Raw genomic sequence first — 22,621 nt, 5'->3', positions numbered from 1 at the left:
GTGCTCTCCAATCCAACGGCGGAGGCTTGTCAACACGCTATCGCGATGCACCGGCACAAGCTATCGGCAACTCGTGGCTGAAGCGTTCATCGCGCAATGCCACCACGCCGGTCAGCGTCAGCCCGGCTGCTGCCGCCACGCAAGCCGCAGCCGTCCGCCCCGTGGATCACTCGACGGTCAGTTTCGCCAGACTCGACCGCGATCGTCGGGATCGAACCGCACGCCGTCCCGGCGTCCCGCGATCACTCCCCTGCGTGGTGTCATTTCCGCAGGTCGAGGCGTGTGTTTAACGGATGTGTCCCCCTCCGGACACAGAATTGTGGCATTTATGCCCCCCATAATCGGGTCCGGGCATCGCCTGGACACTCTGTCCTGGCCGTTCACCGCCACCTGCGGGTTTGCTCCGTTCGGCGGTGGTCGATGTGACCGATGACACAGTATCTTCGCTGATCCCTTCCTTCTCCTCCATCGGGCTCACCGGTGGCGATGGCTGCGGAATCGGTGCCGGTCTGCCGATGGCGACCATCGAGCAACCACCCGCACACACCGCGGTGTACAGCGTGCGGCCGGTCGACACCAACGGGCGCGTGGTCGACAAAGCCGTTCTGCGAGTACTGGATTGGCACCCCGGAGACCTCCTATCGTGGCGGATCGCCGCGGGGCTGATCGTGATCACCCGGCCCGGCTACGGCCGCCGCGGAGTCACCAAGCATGGGCATCTATCCCTGCCCGCCCATGCACGGCGCGCCGGGGGCATCCAGCATCACGACAGGGTCCTGCTCGGCATGTTCCACCGGAGTCGCAGCCCTACGCGCGTCAGTATGAACGCTGCTAGGAGACTGGTGCTTTTCGTGCGGTGACATGCCTGTCTCGAGCAGAATGCTGGGGTGACGTTGGGGCGTGTGCCGAGTCAGGGTGATCTGCTGCGGTCGACGGTGGAGTTCTGCGCCGGCCGGGTGGGTGAAGACTCGATTTATGGTGTGCTGCACCGGGAATGCAGTCGGTTGTTCCCGGATGAGATGTTCGCTGATCTGTTCACCGATGTCGGACGGCGCAGCGTGCCGCCGATGATCGTGGCGGTGGTGATGGTGCTGCAGCGGCTCGAGGGCTTGTCGGACCGGGAAGCGGTGGAACGCTTCGCGTTCGACGCCCGCTGGGAATATGCTGCTGGTGGCCTGGATTTCGACTATCCGGGGTTCGTGCACACGGTGCTGGTCGACATGCGGGCCCGGCTGGCCCGCTCGCAGCGGCCGAACAGCGTCTTCGACGTTGTGCTCGAGGTGGCGTATCAGGCGGGGCTGGTCGGCCGGCGGCGGGTGCTGGACTCGACTCTGCTGTATGACTCGGTGGCCACGATGGACACCATCACCCTGGTCCGGTCGGCGATCCGCGGCCTGCTCACCGTTGCCGGCACCGAGCTGACGGCGGCGATGCGGGCGCAGGTCAGCAGCGATGACGACTACGCCAGCGCGGCCAAACCCGGGATCGACTGGGACGACGAGACCGCCCGCGCCCAGCTGATCGATTCCCGCGCCCGCGACGGGATGGCGATGCTCGCGCTGTTGGACGGGCTCGAACTCGATGAGCGGGTCAGCAAGGCCGCGCAGTTGCTGGCCACTGTGCTCGGCCAGGACATCACCGAAGACGATGACGGTGTGTTCGCGATCGTGCGTGGCACCGCGGCCGACCGGGTGATCTCCACCGTCGAGCCCGAGACCCGCCACGGGCACAAGACCTCCGCTCGCGGGTTCGACGGCTACAAGGGCCACATCGCTATCGATCCCGACAGCGAGATCATCACCGCCACCGAGGTCACTCCCGGCAATGCCGGTGACGCCGACACCGCCGAGGCGCTGCTCACCGACATCCTGGCCTGCGAAGCCGAAGCAAGTTCCTGCGGGGCGGCGGTGTTCGGTGATTCCGCCTACGGGGCGGGAGAGTTGCTGAAACAGTTGGACGACAACGGAATTCGCAACCAAATCTGATGCGCCGCCGCCACGGCGGACGTCGCGCCCGCGTCCGCGGGCAAGCCAAGATCGGTGCCGACTTCGGCCTGCTCGCCGCCGCGGTCAATCTCGCCCGCCTCGCCGTCCTCGGGATCGGCCACACCACCAGCGGCTGGACCGCCGCACGCGCCTGAGACCCACCCGTCCGTCCAGAATTCGTTCGTAGCCGATACCCGAATAGCAACGCGCACAACACGACACCGACGATCACTGGCCCCATCGCCACCACCGGCCCCACCCCATCGAACCGCACCAACCAGGCCACATCACTGCCGAAACAAGCCCGTTCGACACCAGCCACCTAGGCCGTGTCTCAGTAGTGGTTTGTGTTGCAAGGCGCTGGGAAGCGGTGTCCGGCCAAGGTAGCAACTGTACGTGGATATAGCGGTAGATACCCGACATCAGTCGTGAGCTTGCGGCCCTACTCGCCGGATCCAAACGCGTCGTCACCGGCTGACTGAACACACTCAATTCGGCTACTTTCAGTGCGTTGGTGGATGTCGAGATAGTCTCGGCCCGTCAATCTTTGGGGTGTTCCGCGTGGCCTGTCGGACCCGCGCGTCACGCGGTAATACAGGACGTTGCTGGTGTGCGGGAGAGGGTTCGGCGAGTCGCGCCGAATGCCGACGCACAGTTCGCCGGTCGCGGGGCGGCCCGCCGACTAGAGTTTGTCGTGTGTCAGGCTGTCGCTCGATCCTCCATGCTGGAATCGCATGAGGGCCGTCGTGTATGACCGCTACGGCGGCCCCGAGGTGCTGTCGATCGCGGAGGTCCCAGCGCCCACCCCAGGGCCGAAACAGGTGCTCGTCCAGGTGCACGCGACGTCGATCAACCTCTCCGACTGGGAGACGCTGCGGGGGACGCCGCTGTATTCGCGCATCGGCGGGCTCCGGGCACCCAGACGCCCGGTTCTCGGATCCGATATCGCCGGACGGGTCGAAGTCGTCGGCTCCGAGGTCACACTGTTCGCACCGGGTGACGAGGTCTACGGCGACAATCTCACCCTCAAGGGCGGGTTCGCGGAATATGCCGTGGTTCCTGAATCGGCGCTGGCCCACAAACCGGCGTCGCTGAGCTTCGCCGAGGCGTCGACCCTGCCACAGGCGGGGGCGATAGCACTGCAGGGCACGGCCGGCATCGCAGCCGGTATGTCGGTGTTGATCAACGGAGCGGGCGGCGGGTCCGGAGCGTTTGCGATCCAGTTGGCCAAGAGTGCCGGGGCTCATGTGACCGGGGTGGACAACGCCGCCAAACTGGCGTTCATGCGCACGCTCGGCGCCGACGAGGTCATCGACTATCTCGCTGAGGACTTCACCCGAACCGGACCGTACGACCGGGTACTCGACCTCGTCGCCCACCGGTCGGTCTTCGCCTATCGCAGGTCGGTCGCGCGTGGCGGCCGATACCGCTGCGTCGGCGGCACCACGCGCGCGTTGCTGCGGTTGACGACGGTCGGAGTGGTCGCCGGAATGGTGACCGGCCGCGGGCTCGGGGTCCTCGCGGTGAAGGAAGGGCCCGCGCACTTCACACCTCTCGCGGAGTCGTGTGTCGCGGGACGGATCGGTATCCACATCGACCGCAGTTTCCCCCTCGACGAGACCGCGAACGCGCTGGCCCACGTCGGCGCGGGACGCGCCCTGGGCAAAGTGGTGGTCGAGATCCGCTGATCGGCACCACCGGATGTTCTGAGCCGCAACCGGTCCGGCCCGCCGGCTACCACGACGTGGCCGCTTCGCTCAGCGCGGTAGGCGGCATTACCGGGCGTCGCGAACAAGGTAGATCACTTCGTCACGATCATTGGTCGCGGGCTGGCGGGCCGTCACGACATGACGTCGACCAGGACCTTGCCGACCGTGCCGCTCTCGACTGCCCGGTGCGCATCCGCGGTGCGGTGTAGCGGGAAGCGGACCAGCGGCAGGCCGTGTTCCTCGCCGACCGGGAGGGCGTCGTCGCCGAGGGCGGCGGCGACGTCTGCGACGGCCGCGGCACGAACGTCGGGACCGGCGGTGTAGAGCACTATGAACTGCAGGCGGGTGTTGCGCACCATGTGCTGCAACACGTTCAATTCGACCTGATGACCACCGTCGTTGGCGTAGGTCGAGATGGTGCCGCGCGGCCGCAGCACGGCCAGGTCCAGGGCCAGGTTCACGCCGAGCGCAACCTCGGTGACGATGTCCACGCCGTCAGCCGCGATCGCGCGGATCTCGGCGGCTGGGTCGCCCTCGCGGTAGTTGACCACGTGGTGAGCGCCGGCGGCGGTGGCCAGCCGGGCCTTCTCTGGGCTGCTGACCGTGCTGATCACGGTGGCACCGGCCCAGCGGGCGAGCTGGATCACCGCGTGCCCGACCGCCCCGGCCCCGCCCGCGGCGAGTACCACTTTGTCCGCGAGCGCGCCTGGCCGCAGCCGGCGCGGACCGTCCTCGGCGACGGTGAGTGCACGGTGTGCGGTGAGCGCGGGGACACCGAGGGCGGCGCCGACATCGAAACCGGCCTCGTCCGGCAGCGGCACGGCCTGCCCGGCCGGCACGACGGTGAACTCGGCGGCGGTGCCGGTGGCCCGGCCCGCGGCGGCCATGAACAGCCACACCCGCTGGCCGACCCGGCTCCGATCGACCCCCGCGCCGACGGCGTCGATCACACCGGCACCGTCCAGATGCGGTGTGATCTCCGGAAACGCCATGGCTTGGGCGGCGCGGGCCTGCCAGTCGGTGGGGTTGACCCCGGACACGGCCACCCGGACGCGGACCTCGCCGGGCGCAGGCACGGGCGGTTCGCGGTCGACCAGCCGGAGAATGTCGGGTCCGCCATTGTCGCGGTAGACGACGGCCTTCACGACGCCGCGCCGATCGCGACGTTGTTGGAGCGGGACTCGACGGCGTCGAGAGTGGCCAGCGCGTCCGTGTCGAAGGCGATCTCGCCAACCGCCATATTGACCTCCAGGTGGGTGGGGTCGCCGGTGCCGGGGATGAGCAGGATATTCGGCGCGTGGTGCAGCAGCCAGGCCAGGGCGACCTGGGACGGGGTCACATTCAGGGACTCGGCCACGGCGTGCACGGACGGTTCGTCGGTGACCTTGGGCAGGCTCGGGAATCCTCCGCCGAGCGGGAAGAACGGCACCCACGCGATGCCCTCGGCCGTGCACAGCCGCAGCGTGTCCTCGTCGTCGCGGGAGACGAGGCTGTAGGCGTTCTGCACGCAGACGATGCCGGCAGGCAGTGCGCGGCGCAGGACATCGAGGGTGACGCTACTCAGGCCGATGGCGCCGATCTTGCCCTCGTCACGCAGGGCCGTCATGGTCGCCAGTTGGTCGTCGAGGTCGATCACCTGGTCGCCCTCGGGACGCAATCCGGGGCCGGTGTCCAGGCGTCGGAGGTTGACCACGGGGAGCTGTTCGACGCCGAGGCTGCGCAGGTTGTCCTCGACGCTGGCCCGCAGCTGTTCGGGCCGTTGCGCGATCCGCAGCGGCACGCGCCCGCCCGGGTTGGGGTCGGCGCCGACCTTGGTGACGACCAGGACGCCGTCTTCGGGGCGCAGGGTCTGGCGGATCACGGTGTTGGCGAAGCCGAAGCCATAGAACTCGGCGGTGTCGATGTGGTCGACGCCCAGATCAACGGCACGCCGGAGCAGGGCGACGGCAACGTCGTGGCGGTCGTGCAACCGCGGCAATTGGGCCGCGCCGTAGCCGATCCGGGACACCGAGCGGCCGGCAAGGGAAGCGGTGGAGATATTGATGACGAGTCTCCTCGGTCGATGGTCGAGCGATGAAGCCACTTTATATAGAATGACTGACAGATTTCAATAGTTGTCAGTCGATTGGCAAGGTTTGACCGCTGACTCGGTGGCGACATAGGTTCACGAGGCTGATGACGTGACCAGCCAGCAAGGAGGCCCGATGCGCGGAGAGCCGCTCGACGCGGAGACGATCGTGTCGGCCACCGAGGAGATCCTGCGCCGTCACGGTCCAGACAAGACGACGGTGCTCGACGTCGCACGGCAGCTGGGCGTGAGCCACGGCAGCGTGTACCGACACTTCGCGTCCAAGGCCGCGCTCCGCGAGGCCGTGATCCGGCGCTGGCTCGACCAGGTGCGCAACGAACTCACCACCGCGGCGCACAACTCCGAACTGCCCCCGGCCGAGCGGCTGCGGGCACTGCTCACCACCATGTTCGCCATCAAATGGGCGAAAGCCAGGCAGGACCCGGAGCTGTTCGCGACTTTCCGAGTGCTCGCGGCCGAGCACAGCCGCGTGTCCTCCGACCATGTCGGCTTCCTGCTCGCCCAGGTCCGGGACATCATCACCGCCGGTATCGCCACCGGCGACTTCGCCGACGGCAAGCCGGAACTGATCGCACGAGCCGTCCTGAACGCGACGAGCCGCTTTCACGACCCCACCCACGCCGCGCAATGGCACTCCCCCGAGACCGAAGCGGACTCCACGGCAGTCGTCTCGCTCATCCTCGATGGTCTCCGGGCCCGCTGACCTCCGGGTGACGTTAGTCCGCGATGACCGGCGGCGGCTGCACTGAACTACAGCGCAGACCATCCTGTAATCGGCATTTGCGCGTGTTCCGGATGGCAGCATCGGTGTCGCTTCGTGACCTGGTACCGCTCTCCTCCAATGAGTGAGGCTGCCGCCGCTCAGTTCCGTGGGCCTGCCGCACCGACCGTCGGAGAAGCATCGACCCGTTGTCTTCGTGGGTCCCGTGATCGGCTCTCCCGCGCAGGGAACCGCAGGATCAACCGAGTCCTGCACACCATGGCGACAAGTCCAGCTGTAATCCCAGCGCGGGGCGCACCTATTACGACGGCCGGTCCTTCGGACAAGCCACAACCCGGACCTATCACCAAACAGACCAACCCCGACCTGCGGACCATGTCTTGACACGAGAGGGGAGCCATGAGCGGACGTCCGGAACCCGAGTTGGCTTGCCCCTTAGGGCCATCGGAGGTCTTATGTCGTACCGCGGCGGCGTATTTCATCCTCGAACACATTGTGGATCTCGCGGGCGATCAGGGACCCCTCGGTGAGTGGGATTTCGTGGCCGGACCGTTCGGCGATGACGTGACGTCCGCGTGGTGATCGCGCAGCGCGGTGCGCGTGCGCGGCGTTGGTTTCGGCGCGCACCGTGGCGTAGATGCCATTGCCGCCGAGTCCGCCGGAGATCGCGGTGATCGGGATGGACCCTAGGTCGGGCGGAGCGGTCCGCCAAGTGGCGAGCTCGTCGAAGTAGGTGCGGGACTGTTGCCGCCGCGTGCGGATCACGCTGGGGGTGAATCCTTCTCGCTTCAGCTCGCGGCGCACGTCGGTCGGCAGGTCGCGCCATTGCCAGCGAAACACCAACGCAAGCAAGCGAAGCCGGGCGAGAACCCCGGCTGCACCGGCAAAGATGCGCTCGGTTCGGCGCAAGCGCGGGTCGAAAATCACCTCGGCGGCTTCGTCGGTAGCGTCGACCAGCACGATGCCCGTGATCCGTTGCGGCTTGCGCGCGGCCGCGAGCCGCACGATGGGACCGCCCGTGCCGTGGCCGACGAGAATGAACGGTCCTGGCCCGAAATGGTCGAGTACCTCGTTCAGGTCCTCGGCCATGCGATCGAGGGAGCGGTCGGCTGGGTCGGGTGCGCTGCGGCCGAGACCGGAGCGGTCATAGACAATCGCCCGCATGAGCGCCGCGACGATAGGTTGCACCCGGGCCCAGGACACTCGGTTACCTGTTGCGTCTGCCTCGAATACGACAGTCGGGCCTGATGCTCCGGCGACGTAGGTTGGCCCAGGCAACACCTTCGCATGTAGCCGCCGCCCGTCCCGTGTTGTAACCCACTCCGAGATGCCCTGCGTATGTCGTTCGGTATCGGTCATCGTTTGTCACTCCCTCACGCCCATCGAACGATCGTCGCACGCATTGCGGGGACTTGTTATTGTCCTTCGTGTGCGTGGCACGGCCGACTCAGGTTAATCCGCTGTCCTAGAGGGGTTTTCGGAGTAGGCCGCCCGGCTGACCGCAGGTCGGACCGCCCGAAACCCGACCCGAGCACACCCCAGCCCGCAGTCAAGGTCCTGGGCTAGGGATATCGGCCAGCTCCCGCTCGTCGGCATAGGATGTCATGAGCCGCAGTGGATCTCATCCGCTGACCGCGCGCTCCGCGGCATGTCAGTGCCTTCCGAACGCTGGTTGCGGTCGGGTTGATCAAGAGAAGATTTTGCCGATGGACTACATCATCGATCTGAACCACGCCGCTGCCGAGATCGTCTCGCGTCTGCCTGCCTGGACCGCAGCTGGGTTACTCCCCGGCCCCATCACCTGGCGGGACGAGGCCGCGTCTTGGCCCCAGCGGCTGGAGGTCGAACGAGTTGTCATCACCGATCCGGACTCGGTCGGAGTGTTCATTCAGAGTGCCGATGAACGGAACGCCGTCAACATCGTTCTCTACCAGGGCGGTTGGGTAGATCTCGATGGCCTGGTCAACGACGTGATAACCGCGGAATGCCCAAAGATCAAAAGCGCCGAGGAGTTTGGCGTGGTGCTCGACGCCGCGATCGCATGTTTCCTGGACTCACCGCCCTGCCCATTCGAACTGGGGGCTACGCGGCCGCTCGGCCGGTTCGTATCGTGAAGTGATCGCGAGCGCTAGGAACACAGCGCTTCACCGGCACGGAGGGCTGATCCGCCATGTCTCTCGAATCCCCCTCGACCACACCCGAATACCGGCTCGGCGGCCTCTCGCTTCTCGAGGCGCGACTGCTGCCACTCACCCGCCTACTGGTAGCGCTGCCCTGGGCCGTGGCGACCTTGGTCATTCTCCGGAGTCTCGCGGTGTGGGTCGGCCTGTGGGCGGCCATCGCCGTCGGGGTCATACGCTGCGCGGCCTGGTTGTTCATGCGCCTGCTCTGCTGGGTACTGCCGGATGACGAAAGTCGTCGGCGCTCGGCTGCACGACACCCCGACGAGGCGGTGTATCCGCGGAAGTACGAGGAGCCCCTCGCGGCGTTGATCGCGGCTCGGCACGATGTGCTGCGCGCGGCGGGCATGCCCGAATCCCGTCTGCGACTGATGGTGCGGGATAAATCCCGAACACGCGGGATGCCTGCCCACGCACAACCGCATCGCCTGGTCGTGGTATCGATATCCGCGGTCCGTGAGCTGCCCCCGGTCGAGTTGCGGGCTGTGGTCGCGCATGAGCTCGGGCATCATGTGATCGGCGGCTGGCTTCTGCGGGCAATCGAAATACTGTGCGCGACACCGGCCCTCAAACTCTTCGGGGGCCCGACGAAACTGCTGATCGAAACGTTGCCCCGGCGGGATCGATGGACGGTGTACCACGCCCTCGTCCTGTTGATCGCCTATCCGATCCCCTTCGCCACCCTGGTAGCGCTGATGCTCCCGGCCGTCGATGTCCGCGTCGCCGTCACCCTGGCCGTACTCTGCGTCCTGCAACTGTTTCCGATGATGTGGCTCAGCTGGCGTCAGGAATACCTGTGCGACCGAGTGGCCGTCGACCTGGGTTACGGCCCCGCGCTCCGCGACACCCTGCTGTCGCTTGCCCGAAGACACGATCCGTACTTCACGCTGACCCACCCTTCCGCCGCAGCCCGCATCGCCAGGATCAACCTGCGCATAGGACGCGGGAACTTGCGTGGCGAAGCCGTCGCTGCCCCACTCGAAGCGCCCGCCGACCCCTGCTGACGGATCCGCGCGAGGTGGGATCAAGGACCGCAGCGCCGGACCGCTGTTCGTCACCCACTGCCCGTCTCGGGCCCGGAAAATACCTCGCCGACCGCGACACCTGCCCCGACACCGGCTCGGCGCGCCTGTCCTACGACCAGGCGCGCGATCTGCTCGCCGACGCCACCGCGACCAACGGGACCGGAACCGGCTGGGACCTGCACGAACTCAGGCACTCCGGCCTCACGCATCTCGGCGAATCCGCGGCCAGCCTGCTCGAACTCATGGCCAAGTCCCGCCACCGCAAACCCAAGAACCTGCGCCGCTACTTCGAACCATCGCCCCAGGCCATGCGAGACCTCACCAGCCTTCGAGGCCCAAGAGCTGAACGATGACGCTGACCAATAGCCTCTACCAGGGGATTACGCCATATCCGCCCGAAATTCGGCTGATACTACGGCAAGCCCCTCTGGGCATCGACCTGCCGGGGTTGCTCGCACACGTCGCGATCGGGCCTGCGGTGCACGAGCCCCAGGCCCGGTAGCCGGGATACGCCGCCGGCCGAGCCATTGTCGTTGCTTTCGCGCGATTATTGGCCGGAGCCTCCCTCATGGCCGGTTCGAACAGCGCGGTATGTGGCATTACCGGATGTCCCGAGCTGCGGCGCGTCCGTATTGTTCAGGCGCGTGCCCAGCGGCTATCGCCGGACGTGTCCCAAGGGGTCTCACTCGTCGTCGGGAGGTCGTGTTGCGCGTCGCCTTAAAGCTGTTCGCCAGTGGGAAGATAGATCGGCTCCGGGCGGATTCCGGCCACGTAGTCGCGGAAGGCTCGCAGATACTCGCCCAGTTCCCGCTCGTCGGCGAACCTGATTCCGGTCGGGTCGAGCCATTCCTGCGGCGTCGGGCGTCGCACGATCATGTAGTCCAGGGCTTCGCGCATCAGCACCCCGTAGGTCGGATCCCTGACGCACATATCACGCACCTCCGGGGCGTAATATCGCATTCTGCCGTCGCGGTGAATGTCCATCAGCGGCCACCACAGGGCATCGAAATGCGGGATTTCGTCCCACCACGTGGAGCGCAGGGGCTCTTCGGTCCGCGTTCGGCGGCGTGATGGCGGAACTGGTGTCGGGTAGTCGCCGGATACGCCTCTGCTGTCGATGGCGCGGATCGGTCCGGTTCCGAGGTTCACCGGCGGGTACCACACGCCGCGCCACACCGGGACGCCGAGATGGCGAGGATTCAGCGGCAGCGGCTCGGCCAGTGAGATGTCGACCGTGATTCGGCGCACGGGTGGCAACGGTCCGTCGGTCACCAGATCCGCCGCCATCGACAAACAGTCCCGCACGTCGAATCCGGTCACACCGATAGCTTTTCCGAACCATGGGGCAGGGCAGTCCCGCACGTCGAATTCGATCCAGAACCGTCGCACCATCGACATATGCGCGCGCTCCTCCTCGGTCTACCGCCGAGCGCGCAGCCGAGGGTGGACGGCGTCGCGCCCGTGGCGCGGTCCACCTCGACGATCGCCGGGATATCGCCCGCACGATACCAACGTTCGTTCGGCAACCACCACTCGATAATCGGCATAGAAAGTCGTTCTGTGCGTCGGTGGCTGGACGTGGGAACGTCTTCGAGGTGTCGAACGGCACCAGCGTTGTCCCGGGCGCGCCGTCGACGGTGACCACCAGGGCGACGGTGATGTCGGGAAGGATCATCATCCAGTCGCGATGCCGGTTCGACAGTGCGGACTCGTTGATGGAGCGGCGGCCGTGAGGGTTTCGCACGATCGTCGGCAGCAGCTTCAACGTGTCGGCGGGCTGATCGGGGAACTGTTGGCGGACGCGCTGTTGCTGGCAGATGATCAGCGCGGCAGTGGGTTCGGGGATCGGCAGTCGACGGCCGAGCCGGTTGGCTTTGGTGTTGTCGAAAACCAGGATCGGTTTTCCCTGCCCGTCGCGCTCGAGGCAGTCGAAGTTCAGTCCACAGATTTCGGCGGGGCGGCGGCCGGTATCGATGAGTAGTTCGACCGCGACACGGAACTTGCGGTTGCTGAGTTCTTCGAACTGATCCAGGTGGGCGCAGAGGTGCTGGATGACCTCGACCGGCAGGTCCTTGCCGGCCTTGTCGTGCCGATCCGGACCGGCGCCGGTGGCAGGAAGATCGACCTCGTCGATCGTGAAGTCCTCGGGCAGACCGTGCATCTGCTGGCTCGGCCGGGTCAATCCCAGAGCGCGCACCAGACGCAGCCATTGCCGGACGAACAAGACGGTGCTGTAGCGCGACGCGTCGCTGATGATCCCCTCGGACACCTGGAAGGTCAGCCGATGCTCGAGCGCGATGATGTCGGTGCCCGCGAGCACTGTCGGGTTGGCACCGTGATCCTCGCGTTGCAGCCGCAGACTTTCCGACAGTCGCGCCATAGCTTTGATCCGGGCCTGGCAGGCGTCTTTGACCGCGTGGCCGCGCCGGCGCGACATGTCGTGGAAGGCGGCGTGTTTGGTGGCCTCGCGCAGCCATGGCTGTGAGATCGCGTCGAAGCGCAGAACTCCGCGATAGCCGAATACCGTTGTGTCCCATTGATCTTTGAGCCGCTCGGTTTCCGGAGTGGACCGCACCAGTCGGACCGAGGCGTGGAAGCAGAGCAGGATCTTCCTCTGGCCTTCGCCGAACCGTGTGGGCGAGATGGCCTCGATCGTGCTCACCTGCTCGGTGCGTGCCTGATCGCAGACGATCTGGAAGTTCGGGGACGAGGTCTTCGAGCACTTGGTGACCCGCTGTTGCAGCCCGTACAGCAGTTCACCGACCACGCGCTGGGACAACCAGCGCAAACTCACCTCGCCGTCCGAGCCGGTCGTCTGCTCGGTCAGTCGCCAATGCGTCTCGTCGATCTGCGCGGCCTTTCCACTGCGTTGCAGTCGATTCCAACGCTGGTAGTGGACGTGGCAATAGGGTTGACGGCCGCGGCGGTCGTAGAAGCAGGACGCGACCGCGCAGGGGCCGCGGGAGGCCAGGCCAACGACATCCGGGTGGCGGAGGAACTGCGCCAGAGGCAGATTCAATCGTTGCTGTTGCGCCTCGTGGACAGTGCACAGACCGACCTCGGTCGACCAGAAATGCCGTTCACAACCGCCAACGAGACATCGCCCACCACGCCGGCGCCAACGGCGTGTCCGCTCAACGGATTGGAACTGGGTGATCGGCGGCTGTCCAGCATCGCTCCAACGGGTGAGGCACGTCGTACACAACCCCTGCTCTGCACCCGCTCGTGGCATCCGGCCACGGTGCAGATCCGCCAGCCCAGGATCGGGTGATCCTGCGGAAACCGCGCAATCTGGCGATCCGATTGCCAGCCGATCAGTTCGAGGAATTCCGGGGTGATCGCCGCCCACACGCTCTCAGCGATCTCCGCCTCGTCGTCAGCGCCGACTAGCACGGCGGCAAGGTGCGGGGCGCTCATCGCAGTCCCTCGCCCAGTTCGCGGGGCGTGCCGACTTGTTCCACCGCGGCACGCGATCGCTGCGCCGAGGGGTGAAGATACGGCTTCGATGACGCCGGATTCACATGTCCCAGAAGCGCCTGGATCACATCGAGCCCCGCGCCGGCATCGGCGAGATTGCTGGCGAACCCGTGACGGCCACGATGCGGTGCCACCGCCCGCTCCAACCCGGCCCGCCGGCTCAGCACCTCGAACAACTCTTTGAGCGCATCCGGGGTCATCGGCGCCCCCAACGGCGCCCAGAACAAGTTCACCAGCAGGAAGTCACACTCACTGGCCGCAGGCTGGTCGGCGCGTTCGAGCAGATACAGATCGAGCGCACGGACAACGAGGAAATCCAGCGGCACCGCCCGCGCGTACCGGGACTTCGCCCACGCCCCGTTCACGTTCTCCCTGCGCACCACATGCAGATGCGCGCCCGCAATAGGACAGTCATGAACGGTGTTGTCCGGCAACAGATGCAAGTCGCTGCGCCGCAGACCAGCCGCCTCACCACGGCGTAACCCCACCCGCGCCAGCAACAACACGATCAACCGATCTCGCGACGACCGGCACGCGCCGAACAGGGCCACGATCTCGGCGTCGCTTGCGCGGTCCACCGCAGTCTCCGCTTCATGCAACCGGTGCCGCGCCCGCAATCGGTATTGCCGCGTCGAAGATTCTCCCTTCGCCGCCAACGGCAAATCCCGGTTATCGGCCAGCTCGTAGAGTTGACTCATCACCACCTGCGGCGCGCACCCGTCGACCACCGCGAACGACAGAAGCCCCCGTGCGGCGGTGAGGATCTTGTTGATTCGTGAGTCCGACCGAACAGGCTCGCCAGCCACGCCCACCGACCTGCCCGGTGCCGGGGTGTATCGCACCCAGAGAATGAACATCCCCAAATCGCCAGCGGCCGAGGACCATTCACGCCCAGTCTGCGTGCACCACCGCACGTGCAGCACCACGCTCTCCGCGTAGGCCTGGTTGTGGACTCGGCCCGATCCCGACCGAACCGCAAATCCCGCAAGTACCGGTCTGCGACCGGAACAACGTCACAGGAATCGTCGAGCACTGTCCAATAGCTCGACCCTGACGGCATCCGAACCCGAAACGCGCGCACACGACTCCGTTCTCCCAACTCGCAGGGAGCCACAGAGCTACACGCCCAAAAAACCGTCGCAAAACCGCGCCGGAGTGTCGGCGACACAACGTCACACCACAGGCATCCGACCCCCGGAGAACGTCACTGCGGTCACTCCAGAATGACTGACCCAGTCCACGGCAACATCAGCAAACCACACCGGATCGCGGCCCAATCGCACGCGCACCCAGCCATAGAGGACCCCGGGAATCCATTCGTCGTCCCACCGGATATCGAGGCTGGCGGCCTTTTCGCCGAGAGTCACCGGATCGACGCGTGGGCGTTCCCGCATTGGATGCACCCACAGTCGCCGCGGGTCCAGGAAAACCCGCCGGGGTGGCTCGAGCCGCCGTAATTGCGACCAGCGATCCTGACTCATCGTGCGCTCACCCAGTTCTGGCGACCGCACCGGACACTGCGGTGGCCGCATTTTTTCGGATCGAGAACACGTCATCCGAGTATCGCTCAGCGGCACAAGAATACGGAGTCACCGTGGAGGTGATCCATATCGGCACACCGGTCCCTCTCGGCCACCACGACGCGAGGTAACGGCTCACATCGCCCGACAGCTCTCGCAGCAGTCGACCTCGGTTTCATCGAAATTCAGGCCGGTATCACGTAATGTCGGGGCAGGGACCCGGCAAAGTCGAGTGCACGCTGGTCGCGTCCGGCGGGGCCGGAGGGGATGGAAGATCATGGCAGGTCCGGTGGTCGGCGTGCACGGCATCGCGCAGCAGCAGGTCGGCCGGAACCAGCTCCGCGAACCGTGGCGGCTTGCGTTGGCCGACGGCCTGGAGCGTGCGACGGGACACGCGCCGGCTACGCCGCCGCCGCTGGATATCGCGTTCTACGGTGACTTGTTCCTCACCGACGCAGACACTGGTGCCGCGACGAAGTCGGTTGCGGCGGAAGCGGATTCCGTGTTGGCCGGGCTTGAGCAGTCCGAGGTGGATGATCTGTGCTCGGCGGCGGCGGAGGCCGTGTCGGAGCGCGATCTCGCGAACGCGTCGGAACAGCCGGCGAAGGGGTACACCCGGGTGCCGGTTCCGTTGCAGCGGGCGTTGGCGGCGTTGGATCGCCGGTTCGGCGCGGCCGCCGGGGTGCTCTACCTGGGTGAACTGCGCCAGGTACGTCGTTATCTGTGCTCGCCGGAATTGAAGGCGGCCGTCGACGACCGGGTCGACGCCGCGATCACCGACGAGTGCCGGATCGTGGTCGCGCATTCACTCGGATCGGTGGTGGCCTTCGAATACCTGCGCCGGAATCCGCAGCGTCGCATGGATCTGCTGTTGACACTGGGCTCCCCGCTGGGGCTGCGGATGGTCCGCACCCGCCTGCCCGACCCGGCTCACGGGGCCGCCGACGGCAAGCTTCCCTCGACGGGGGCGTGGGTGAATCTTCGTGACCCGCGCGACCCGGTCGCCTGTGCCGGAGGTCTGGCGCGCTGGTGGCCGCGGGTGCGTGATGTGGAGGTGAACAACCAGGCCGATGCGCACTCTGTCGCGCGCTACCTGAGCAAACGCGCCGCCGGAGTGGCGATCCTCGACGTGGCGCCGGAGTTGGCTTTCGATGCCTGACTATGAAGTAGACGCGGGGGTGCTTCGCCGCCAGTTCGTCGCGATAGCCACCAGCGTCTACGCTCATGATCTGCCCCCGTTACCGGGCGTGGCCGAGGAGGTCGCCACGCTGGCCGGGTGGCTATGCGCGGCGGAACTGGGCCGGCGACGGTTCGACCAGCCGCATCCGCACCTGGCCCGCAATCCATCCGAAGACGCGATCCGGGCCGCGATCCGGACTCCGCCCCGGCCGTGGACCGACTCCGACGCGGTCGCGCTGTTCGTCACCGGGCACGGCCTGGTCAGTAGCGGGTCGCACTGGATCGCGCTCGAGGACACCGATCCGAGTAGACCGATCACGTCGGCGATCCGTACCGCCGATCTGATCGGCTGGATCACCGAACATCGCCCCGGGGTGGATCATCTGCTGGCCGTGTTCGACATGTGCCACGCCGGCGCCACCGCCGCCGATGCGGTCCGGTTCGAGGTCGAGTTCCCACCCACCTGGGTCGTCCTGGCCAGCACGACCAAGGACCGGACCGCACGGACCGGAGCACTCACCGCGGCCATCGCCGGATTCCTCCAGGACCTGGCCTCGCCGCAGGGCCGGCGGTTCGGCAACGAATCCCACCTGAAGGTGGGCGACTTCCTCGAACAGGTCCAGCTGCGCCTCCGCCGGGCCGGGCAACGACTGGCTTTTCTCAGCTCCCCCGATCTGGCCACGAGAAGTCCGTGCCTTCCCAATCCGCATCATCGGCCCGACGACGCGGCACCGACCCGACCGGCGCGGCGAGAACTGGCCCTGCGCGCCGAGGACGTCCGCTCCCATTGGGGACCGCGCTCGCGGGGCGTGGCGGCACAGGACGATCCGGGCTGGCTGTTCACCGGCCGGGCGCGATTGATGCGCCAGCTCATCGAGGCGACCGAGGCGCCGCCGCACACCACGCTCGTCACCGGCAGCGCGGGGTCGGGTAAGTCCGCTGTCCTGGCCCGGCTGGTCACCCTGGCCGACCCGGCCTTCACCGCCGCATACGCCACGCGGGTCGCAGCGATCCCGGCCGATCTGCGCCCCGCGCCGGAAGCCGTGGATGTGGCCGTGCTCGCCACCGGGAAGCTTCCGCACGAGGTCCTGGCCCAGATCTGCGACGCATGCGGGGTCGAACCACCGGGCACCGCGGCCCCCACGCTGGCGGAACTGCGCACGGTCTGGTGGAGCTGGGTGTCGCTGCGCCGTGACCCCGTCACCATCGTGGTCGACGCCCTGGACGAGGCCGCCGACCCGCACAGCCTGCTCGACGACGTGCTCGTACATCTCGAACCGCCCGAGACGACCCGGCGTGTGCGGCTCGTCATCGGCATCCGCTCCCCCGGCGGGGACGAGGTCACCAGCGGTCCGGTGTTGGCCGACCTGGCCGAAGTCAAGCTCCGTGCCATCAGGCTGCGTGTGGACCGCAGCCCGCTGTGGATCCACACCGATCTGGTCGACTATGTCGCCGACCTGCTGCACACCACGAAAGGCTCCCCCTACCGCAGCGCGCCGCCCGCCGTCGTCGCCACGGTCGCCCGAATCATCGCCGCGAAGGCGGGCACGTCCTATCTGGTCGCCCGCCTCGCCGCCGGTTCGCTAGCCGCCCGCGCCGAGGTCATCGACCCGGCCGACCCGTCCTGGGCGGCCGCCCTCGACGACGGTGTGGTCGGCGTATTCCGTGACGACCTGCACACCAGCCTGGCCGACCCCCGCGATCGCGAACGCGTCGTATATCTGCTCGGCGCGGTCGCGTTCGCCTACGGCCGAGGTTCGCCGTGGTACAAGATCTGGCCGCTGGTCGCCAACGCGGTCGCCGATCACCCCGAACGCACCTACGGCGACGGTGACATCGCCTGGCTGCTCGACTCCCGCCTCAGCGGCTACCTCGTCACGGACACCGAAGACGACACGACCGTCTACCGGCTGTTCCACGACGCCCTGCGCGACACGCTCCGCCGGCGACGGCACGACCTGCTCGCAACCACCACACGCACGAACGGTGACGACCGGGTCGCTGCCGAGGCCCGCATCGCGCACGCCCTCACCCCGCTGGCCCGCGTTCGCGAGTACGACGGGCATCCGGTCCCGCCGCCGGCATACGTCCGCCGTCACCTGGTGGAACACGCCCACGCCGGCCGTGTACTCGACGACCACACGATCCCCGCGCAATTCCTGCCCTACCTCGACCTCGCGCGGCTGCGAAAGGTCCTCGGCACCGTCGACGCGGCCGAGCGTGCCGGCGCCGCGGGACTGACCTTTCTGCCCGTCCTGAGCAAGTCGAGCCACGCGTGGGACTGGCACCACCCGACCGTGAACGCCGCGACGCTGACCTTGTGGGCGGCGCTCACCGATACCCCGGTACCAGCTCACTTCGGCGGTCCGTGGCAGTTCCGGTGGGTCGCCTACCCACCGGATCCGAGCGAGATCGTCGGCCGCCACATCGGCCGGATACAGGTCGCGGCCTCGGCCACCCTGGCCGACGGCCGGGTGGTCGCCCTCACCCTCACCGAGTACGACGTGTCCGTCCAGGTATGGGATCTCGCCACCGCCACCCCGGCCGGACCGCCACTGCCCGGCACCGGCGGGGTGCTGAGCATGGCCACCGCGACCCTGCCGGATGGACGGGTGGCCGCCGTCACCGGCTGCGGCGACAACACGATACGAGTATGGGACATCGCGACGGCCACGTTGCTGCGTGAACTGCCCACCGACAACATCTACGGGGTGCGCTCGGTGGCCACCGCGGCCCTTCCGGACGGGCCGGTCGTCGCGATCACCGCCAACGGCGACGAGGTGCTGCAGGTGTGGGACCTGACCACCGGCGTTCCGGACTGTCGCCTGCTGACCCGCCCCGCCCGTTACGGGTCGGCGCTGGCCACCGCCACCCTGCCCGACGGGCGGGTCGTCGCCCTCACCGGTGGCGACGACAGAGCGCTACGGGTGTGGGACCTCGCCACCGGCACAGCGCTCGGTGTGTTGGGCAAGGGTATATCGACTTTCGCCACCGCCACCCTCCCGGACGGGCGGGTGGTCGCGGTCACCCGCGGCTACGACGCCACCGTGCGGGTGTGGGACCTCGCCAGCGCCGACCCGATCGGCAAGCCGCTGACCAGCCGCGCCCGCGATGGCGTGGGCACCCGCAGCGTAGGCGCGATCGCGACCGCTACTCTGCCCGACCGGCGAGTGGTCGCGATCACCGGCGGCGACTACGACACGATATGGGTGTGGGACCTCACCACCCAGACCGGCCGGCCGATCACCGGCCGCCACATCCACGATGTGGAGTCCCTGGTCACCGCCACGCTCCCGGACGGACGCGCCGTCATGGTCACAGGGGGCTACAACGGCATCCTCCGGATGTGGGACCTCGCCACTGTCACCGCACCGCAGCGTCGACCACGGAACGTCCGTCTCGCCGACGTCGAGGTGGTTGCCACCGCCACCCTCCCGGACAGAAGAGCGGTCGTGGTCACGCTGGGCAGCGACCACACGATGCGGGTATCGGACCTCACCACCGGACGGCTCATCCGGTCGCTGACCGACGCTGGCTCGGTGGGCGCAGTCGCTACCGCCGTGCTGCCGGACGGGCGGACCTTCGCTGTCACCGCGAGCTCAGACATGTTGTCGATGTGGGACGTCGCCACCGGCCTCCGGATCGGTCAGCCGATGACGGGCAGCGACGCGGTGGACGCCGTGGCCACCGCGGTATTGCCCGACGGGCGGGTGCTCGCGGTCGCGATCGGTGACTATGACACAGTACGCGCGTGGGACCTCACCGCGGGCCTCCCGGTGGGCGAGCCGATGATGCACGACGACGGGGTGCTCGCGGCGGCGACCGCGACCCTTCCCAACGGGCCTACCGTCGCGGTCACCGGCGGCTACGACGGCATCCTCCGGATGTGGGACCTCACCACCGCCACCCCACTCGGCCGGCCGATGAGCGAAAACCATGCAGGCGAGGTGGGAACCCTCGCCACCACCACACTCCCGGACGGACGGGTTGTCGCGGTCGCAGGTTACGGCAGCGGCGACGTGCGGATGTGGGACCTCACCACGTGTCTCCCGGTCGGCAAACCGATGACCGGCCACACCCGGTGGCTGACAGCGGTAGCGACAGTTACCCTCCCGGACCAGCGCGTGGTCGCGGTCACCGGCGGCTACGACGCCACAGTGCGGATATGGGACCTCACCACCACCACACCCATCGACGGACACCTCACGATCCCCTCCGCCCGCATTACCTCGATCACCGGATACCACCTCGACGGACCCGGCGTGATAATCGCCAGCGAGCAGGTCACCGCAGCCATCGACCTCGTCCCGCTATCCGCCGACAACACAACGGAATTCAACACCGCAGCACCGCCCGACACTGCTCGGCAATGAACGCCGCGCGATCGGTCTGTCCAGCCTGAGGTGTAACTCCGTGCAGCGTCGCGGACGCGGACGCTGTAACCGATTGGCTGGTCGCGCATGTCACCCAGAGCGAGAGATCGGCCTATCAGGTCCGTGCGCGGCTGCTTGCGCATCGGCGTGCCGAGTGGATCGAGCCGCCTACCGGCGGCCGGATTGATCGCGTGGTCCGGTCGACGTCGAGCCGCGGGGAGGAGCTGCTGTTCGAGCGGGTTGCGTCTCGGTTACCGGACGAGTCAGCTGGCCGGATGTTCGCGTTGATCGGCGTCGGCGGCAACGAAGCCGAGACCGAGGACGGCCCGACGGTATTCGCCGCGATCCGATCCGACCCTGGCGCGGCCAGCTTGAACACGATGACCAGCCAAACTGCACCCACGGCGGAGGATTCCGTTCCGTGCACCCGGATGTGCAGGGGTGGCCGGTGCAGAGTGGTCGCGTGCCTGCGGCTCTTGGGCGCGGAGGGACGTCCGGCCAGATATTCCCAACCGTGGGATTCGACATACTCCGAACTACAGTTCGAACGCCCCGAATCCGAAGAGGTTTGTCGATGACCCGCACCACGCCACCCCGAGCCGTCGATATCGCAGCCGCGTGTCCCGCACTGGCGCCCCTGGCTCGTCCCGCGACCCGGCTACACCCGCGCAGCGGCACACCGTCGGTATACGACAGTTCGATCGGCGGCCCTTTGCTATGGCCGGCCGACGAACCGTGGCCACACTGTCACGGGCCTCACTACTGGGACTGCTTGACAGACCCGTGGAATCCCCACAGGCTCAACCCGTTACAGTCGTTGGTGGAGGCCAAGCTCGCGGACCACAATCCCGCACCCTGGCAGCAGGTAGCCGATGAACCGAATGCCATGTTGCCGGTGGCGCAACTGTATACGCGTGACGTCCCCGGTTTACGTCCGCCACCGGGCAAGGATCTGCTGCAGATACTCTGGTGCCCGTTGGACAACGCCGACGCCATGCCGGAGACCACGCTGGTGTGGCGCACCGCCGCCGACGTCACCGACATCCTGAATACCCCACCGGTACCGGCAGCGGTGGATTTCGGCTACGACTACATACCCTTGCCGTGCACGCTGGAGCCTGAACGTATCATCGAATACCCGAGCGATTTCGAAGAACTCGGCAGTGCGCCGCTGCAGCAGATGCGACAGTGGGCGAGCCAGCAGCAAACCGAGATCGATCCGGATGACATCGAGAGCTGGTTCATCGACAACATATGCGTTGCACCCGGGTGGAAGGTCGGCGGCCATATCCGGTGGGGCACCACGGACCCCTTTCCACAGCCATGCCCCACCTGTGGTACCGAGACCGAACCGCTGCTCACCGTCGCCTCGTGCGAATGGGACGCCGGAACCCACAGCTGGATTCCCTACGAAGATCAGGCCCTCGCAGATGACTACAGCACGACCATAGACCCCGACATCACAATCGCTCGCGGCTACAAAATGATCCTTCGCGTCTGCCCAGCCTCACCCGATCACCCCCACATCCAACTGATGCAGTAGGCCCATATCAATGGCCAACCAGTCAGCCTGCGATGGCCACTGACACGGATGTGGTGTCGCGGGCCGGCGTCGCCGCGAGGGCTCAGATTTCTTGGGGAGCCATGCCGCAACCGCGTTGGGTGGCAGGCGTAGTTCGACCCAGTTTGTTGTGGTCGCTGCCGTCGTCATCGCCCGGGATGGCGTCAGCGCGGAGCCAGCCGGTATCGATGATTTGTGTGATATCCGTGACCGGGATCCCCTCGACCACATCGAGGGTGACACCGCGAAGTACCGGAGGCAACGCCGCGAGGGCTGCTCGCGTGAGGTACTGGCGGCCCAACCGATTCCGTCGTCATCTGCCCGACCGATTGTGCTAGCGAATTCCGACGTCGTTCGTCGACCAATTCCGACACCGCGTCGGGTCCGTGCGAAGTGGGTCGTGACGGTGAAATTTGGGTTCTGGCCCAACAGTGTTAGTCGGGACGGATGCTGGTCTGCGGCGTTTCGAGAACCAGCCCATCGCAATACCTTTCGTGATCGATCGGGCACTACACGGCCTGTTCTGCGCGCCCCTCGAGACGACAACTTTATGCCCACCCGCCATCCAGGTGGTGCAACTTGAAGCCGTGCCCGACGACTTGCTAGAGACCGATGTGTATCCCGGTCTACACCGGCGTTTACTTCGGAGGACCTACCGCCATGGCTTGCCGATGCCCTGTCGCACGCAACTCGGCATAGTGCGCTGTCGGACAGGCATGATCGGTTCCAAATGCGGAGCGCTGCTTGAGGTTTGATCATGGTTCGGGTGTTCTGATCTTGGTTTGATGGCCCGTCGCCGACC

Annotated in this window: 19 protein-coding genes; 11 read left to right on the top strand and 8 right to left on the bottom strand. The window is 67.0% G+C overall.

What is annotated here, in order from left to right:
- Window positions 1-422: 422 nt before the first annotated feature.
- From ACQP2D_RS21100 to ACQP2D_RS21085, 4 genes are all read left to right on the top strand, one after another.
- Window positions 423-860, top strand: coding sequence for a hypothetical protein (locus ACQP2D_RS21100; RefSeq protein ID WP_433685434.1), 438 nt, complete (start codon window positions 423-425; stop codon window positions 858-860).
- Between the two features lie 27 nt (window positions 861-887).
- A complete protein-coding gene (locus ACQP2D_RS21095; protein ID WP_433685433.1) occupies window positions 888-1,985 on the top strand; it encodes a transposase in 1,098 nt (365 codons plus the stop codon).
- The gene (locus tag ACQP2D_RS21090) at window positions 1,985-2,140 is read left to right on the top strand and encodes a hypothetical protein (RefSeq protein WP_433685432.1); all 156 of its coding nucleotides are present in this window, start codon (window positions 1,985-1,987) and stop codon (window positions 2,138-2,140) included. Before ACQP2D_RS21095 ends, ACQP2D_RS21090 begins: the two co-directional genes overlap by 1 nt.
- Before the next feature lie 579 nt (window positions 2,141-2,719).
- Entirely contained in the window at window positions 2,720-3,673 is a 954-nt protein-coding gene (locus ACQP2D_RS21085) for an NAD(P)-dependent alcohol dehydrogenase (protein ID WP_433685431.1), read from the top strand.
- A gap of 152 nt (window positions 3,674-3,825) precedes the next feature.
- Here the strand turns inward: ACQP2D_RS21085 and ACQP2D_RS21080 are convergent, their stop codons facing one another.
- Window positions 3,826-4,839 (bottom strand): NADPH:quinone reductase, encoded by a 1,014-nt coding sequence (locus ACQP2D_RS21080; protein WP_433685430.1) that lies wholly within the window; start codon window positions 4,837-4,839, stop codon window positions 3,826-3,828.
- On the bottom strand, window positions 4,836-5,777 hold the full coding sequence (locus ACQP2D_RS21075) for an aldo/keto reductase (RefSeq protein WP_433685429.1): 942 nt from the start codon (window positions 5,775-5,777) through the stop codon (window positions 4,836-4,838). The genes ACQP2D_RS21080 and ACQP2D_RS21075 overlap by 4 nt, the downstream gene beginning before the upstream one ends.
- A gap of 121 nt (window positions 5,778-5,898) precedes the next feature.
- Between ACQP2D_RS21075 and ACQP2D_RS21070 the strand changes: the two genes are divergently transcribed.
- The gene (locus tag ACQP2D_RS21070; RefSeq protein ID WP_433685428.1) at window positions 5,899-6,486 is read left to right on the top strand and encodes a TetR family transcriptional regulator; all 588 of its coding nucleotides are present in this window, start codon (window positions 5,899-5,901) and stop codon (window positions 6,484-6,486) included.
- A 471-nt stretch (window positions 6,487-6,957) separates the two neighbouring features.
- On the opposite strand, the gene ACQP2D_RS21065 is transcribed toward ACQP2D_RS21070, so the two are convergent.
- Entirely contained in the window at window positions 6,958-7,863 is a 906-nt protein-coding gene (locus ACQP2D_RS21065) for an alpha/beta fold hydrolase (protein WP_433685427.1), read from the bottom strand.
- Between the two features lie 347 nt (window positions 7,864-8,210).
- On the opposite strand from ACQP2D_RS21065, the gene ACQP2D_RS21060 reads away from it, so the two are divergent.
- Genes ACQP2D_RS21060 through ACQP2D_RS21050 form a run of 3 tightly spaced genes read left to right on the top strand, consistent with a single transcriptional unit; the run spans window position 8,211 to window position 10,062 of the window.
- A complete protein-coding gene (locus ACQP2D_RS21060) occupies window positions 8,211-8,618 on the top strand; it encodes a hypothetical protein (protein WP_433685426.1) in 408 nt (135 codons plus the stop codon).
- A gap of 56 nt (window positions 8,619-8,674) precedes the next feature.
- Entirely contained in the window at window positions 8,675-9,688 is a 1,014-nt protein-coding gene (locus ACQP2D_RS21055) for a M48 family metalloprotease (RefSeq protein WP_433685425.1), read from the top strand.
- A 14-nt stretch (window positions 9,689-9,702) separates the two neighbouring features.
- Window positions 9,703-10,062: a hypothetical protein gene (locus ACQP2D_RS21050; protein WP_433685423.1), complete on the top strand. Its 360-nt coding sequence runs from the start codon at window positions 9,703-9,705 to the stop codon at window positions 10,060-10,062.
- A gap of 364 nt (window positions 10,063-10,426) precedes the next feature.
- Here the strand turns inward: ACQP2D_RS21050 and ACQP2D_RS21045 are convergent, their stop codons facing one another.
- The 5 genes from ACQP2D_RS21045 to ACQP2D_RS21025 all read right to left on the bottom strand — a co-directional run bounded on the left by ACQP2D_RS21045 (window position 10,427) and on the right by ACQP2D_RS21025 (window position 14,580).
- Window positions 10,427-10,639, bottom strand: a complete 213-nt coding sequence (locus tag ACQP2D_RS21045) for a hypothetical protein (protein WP_433685422.1) — start codon at window positions 10,637-10,639, stop codon at window positions 10,427-10,429.
- Between the two features lies 1 nt (window position 10,640).
- Complete coding sequence (locus tag ACQP2D_RS21040) at window positions 10,641-12,728, bottom strand: hypothetical protein (protein WP_433685421.1); 2,088 nt, start codon at window positions 12,726-12,728, stop codon at window positions 10,641-10,643.
- Complete coding sequence (locus ACQP2D_RS21035) at window positions 12,725-13,126, bottom strand: hypothetical protein (protein ID WP_433685420.1); 402 nt, start codon at window positions 13,124-13,126, stop codon at window positions 12,725-12,727. The genes ACQP2D_RS21040 and ACQP2D_RS21035 overlap by 4 nt, the downstream gene beginning before the upstream one ends.
- On the bottom strand, window positions 13,123-14,112 hold the full coding sequence (locus ACQP2D_RS21030; RefSeq protein ID WP_433685419.1) for a tyrosine-type recombinase/integrase: 990 nt from the start codon (window positions 14,110-14,112) through the stop codon (window positions 13,123-13,125). Before ACQP2D_RS21030 ends, ACQP2D_RS21035 begins: the two co-directional genes overlap by 4 nt.
- 246 nt (window positions 14,113-14,358) lie before the next feature.
- A complete protein-coding gene (locus ACQP2D_RS21025; protein WP_433685418.1) occupies window positions 14,359-14,580 on the bottom strand; it encodes a hypothetical protein in 222 nt (73 codons plus the stop codon).
- A 403-nt stretch (window positions 14,581-14,983) separates the two neighbouring features.
- On the opposite strand from ACQP2D_RS21025, the gene ACQP2D_RS21020 reads away from it, so the two are divergent.
- The 3 genes from ACQP2D_RS21020 to ACQP2D_RS21010 all read left to right on the top strand — a co-directional run bounded on the left by ACQP2D_RS21020 (window position 14,984) and on the right by ACQP2D_RS21010 (window position 21,801).
- The gene (locus tag ACQP2D_RS21020) at window positions 14,984-15,865 is read left to right on the top strand and encodes a hypothetical protein (protein ID WP_433685416.1); all 882 of its coding nucleotides are present in this window, start codon (window positions 14,984-14,986) and stop codon (window positions 15,863-15,865) included.
- Window positions 15,858-20,258 (top strand): hypothetical protein, encoded by a 4,401-nt coding sequence (locus tag ACQP2D_RS21015; RefSeq protein ID WP_433685415.1) that lies wholly within the window; start codon window positions 15,858-15,860, stop codon window positions 20,256-20,258. Before ACQP2D_RS21020 ends, ACQP2D_RS21015 begins: the two co-directional genes overlap by 8 nt.
- 820 nt (window positions 20,259-21,078) lie before the next feature.
- Window positions 21,079-21,801 (top strand): hypothetical protein, encoded by a 723-nt coding sequence (locus ACQP2D_RS21010; protein WP_433685414.1) that lies wholly within the window; start codon window positions 21,079-21,081, stop codon window positions 21,799-21,801.
- Window positions 21,802-22,621: the final 820 nt, after the last annotated feature.

It is taken from the genome of Nocardia sp. CA-119907 (assembly GCF_050955995.1).
In the GTDB taxonomy this organism is placed as follows: Bacteria; Actinomycetota; Actinomycetes; order Mycobacteriales; family Mycobacteriaceae; genus Nocardia.
The sequence above is the reverse complement of the archived record's forward strand: the minus strand, read 5'-3'. Positions and strand labels throughout refer to the sequence as shown.

Excerpts from the sequence above, each read along its gene's own strand:
- ACQP2D_RS21035 (WP_433685420.1), bottom strand. The coding sequence starts at position 13,126 with ATGAGCGCCCCGCACCTTGCCGCCGTGCTAGTCGGCGCTGACGACGAG.
- ACQP2D_RS21085 (WP_433685431.1), top strand. The coding sequence starts at position 2,720 with ATGAGGGCCGTCGTGTATGACCGCTACGGCGGCCCCGAGGTGCTGTCG.
- ACQP2D_RS21045 (WP_433685422.1), bottom strand. The coding sequence starts at position 10,639 with ATGTGCGTCAGGGATCCGACCTACGGGGTGCTGATGCGCGAAGCCCTG.
- ACQP2D_RS21020 (WP_433685416.1), top strand. The coding sequence starts at position 14,984 with ATGGCAGGTCCGGTGGTCGGCGTGCACGGCATCGCGCAGCAGCAGGTC.
- ACQP2D_RS21090 (WP_433685432.1), top strand. The coding sequence starts at position 1,985 with ATGCGCCGCCGCCACGGCGGACGTCGCGCCCGCGTCCGCGGGCAAGCC.
- ACQP2D_RS21060 (WP_433685426.1), top strand. The coding sequence starts at position 8,211 with ATGGACTACATCATCGATCTGAACCACGCCGCTGCCGAGATCGTCTCG.
- ACQP2D_RS21015 (WP_433685415.1), top strand. The coding sequence starts at position 15,858 with ATGCCTGACTATGAAGTAGACGCGGGGGTGCTTCGCCGCCAGTTCGTC.
- ACQP2D_RS21065 (WP_433685427.1), bottom strand. The coding sequence starts at position 7,863 with ATGACCGATACCGAACGACATACGCAGGGCATCTCGGAGTGGGTTACA.
- ACQP2D_RS21025 (WP_433685418.1), bottom strand. The coding sequence starts at position 14,580 with ATGCGGGAACGCCCACGCGTCGATCCGGTGACTCTCGGCGAAAAGGCC.
- ACQP2D_RS21055 (WP_433685425.1), top strand. The coding sequence starts at position 8,675 with ATGTCTCTCGAATCCCCCTCGACCACACCCGAATACCGGCTCGGCGGC.
- ACQP2D_RS21070 (WP_433685428.1), top strand. The coding sequence starts at position 5,899 with ATGCGCGGAGAGCCGCTCGACGCGGAGACGATCGTGTCGGCCACCGAG.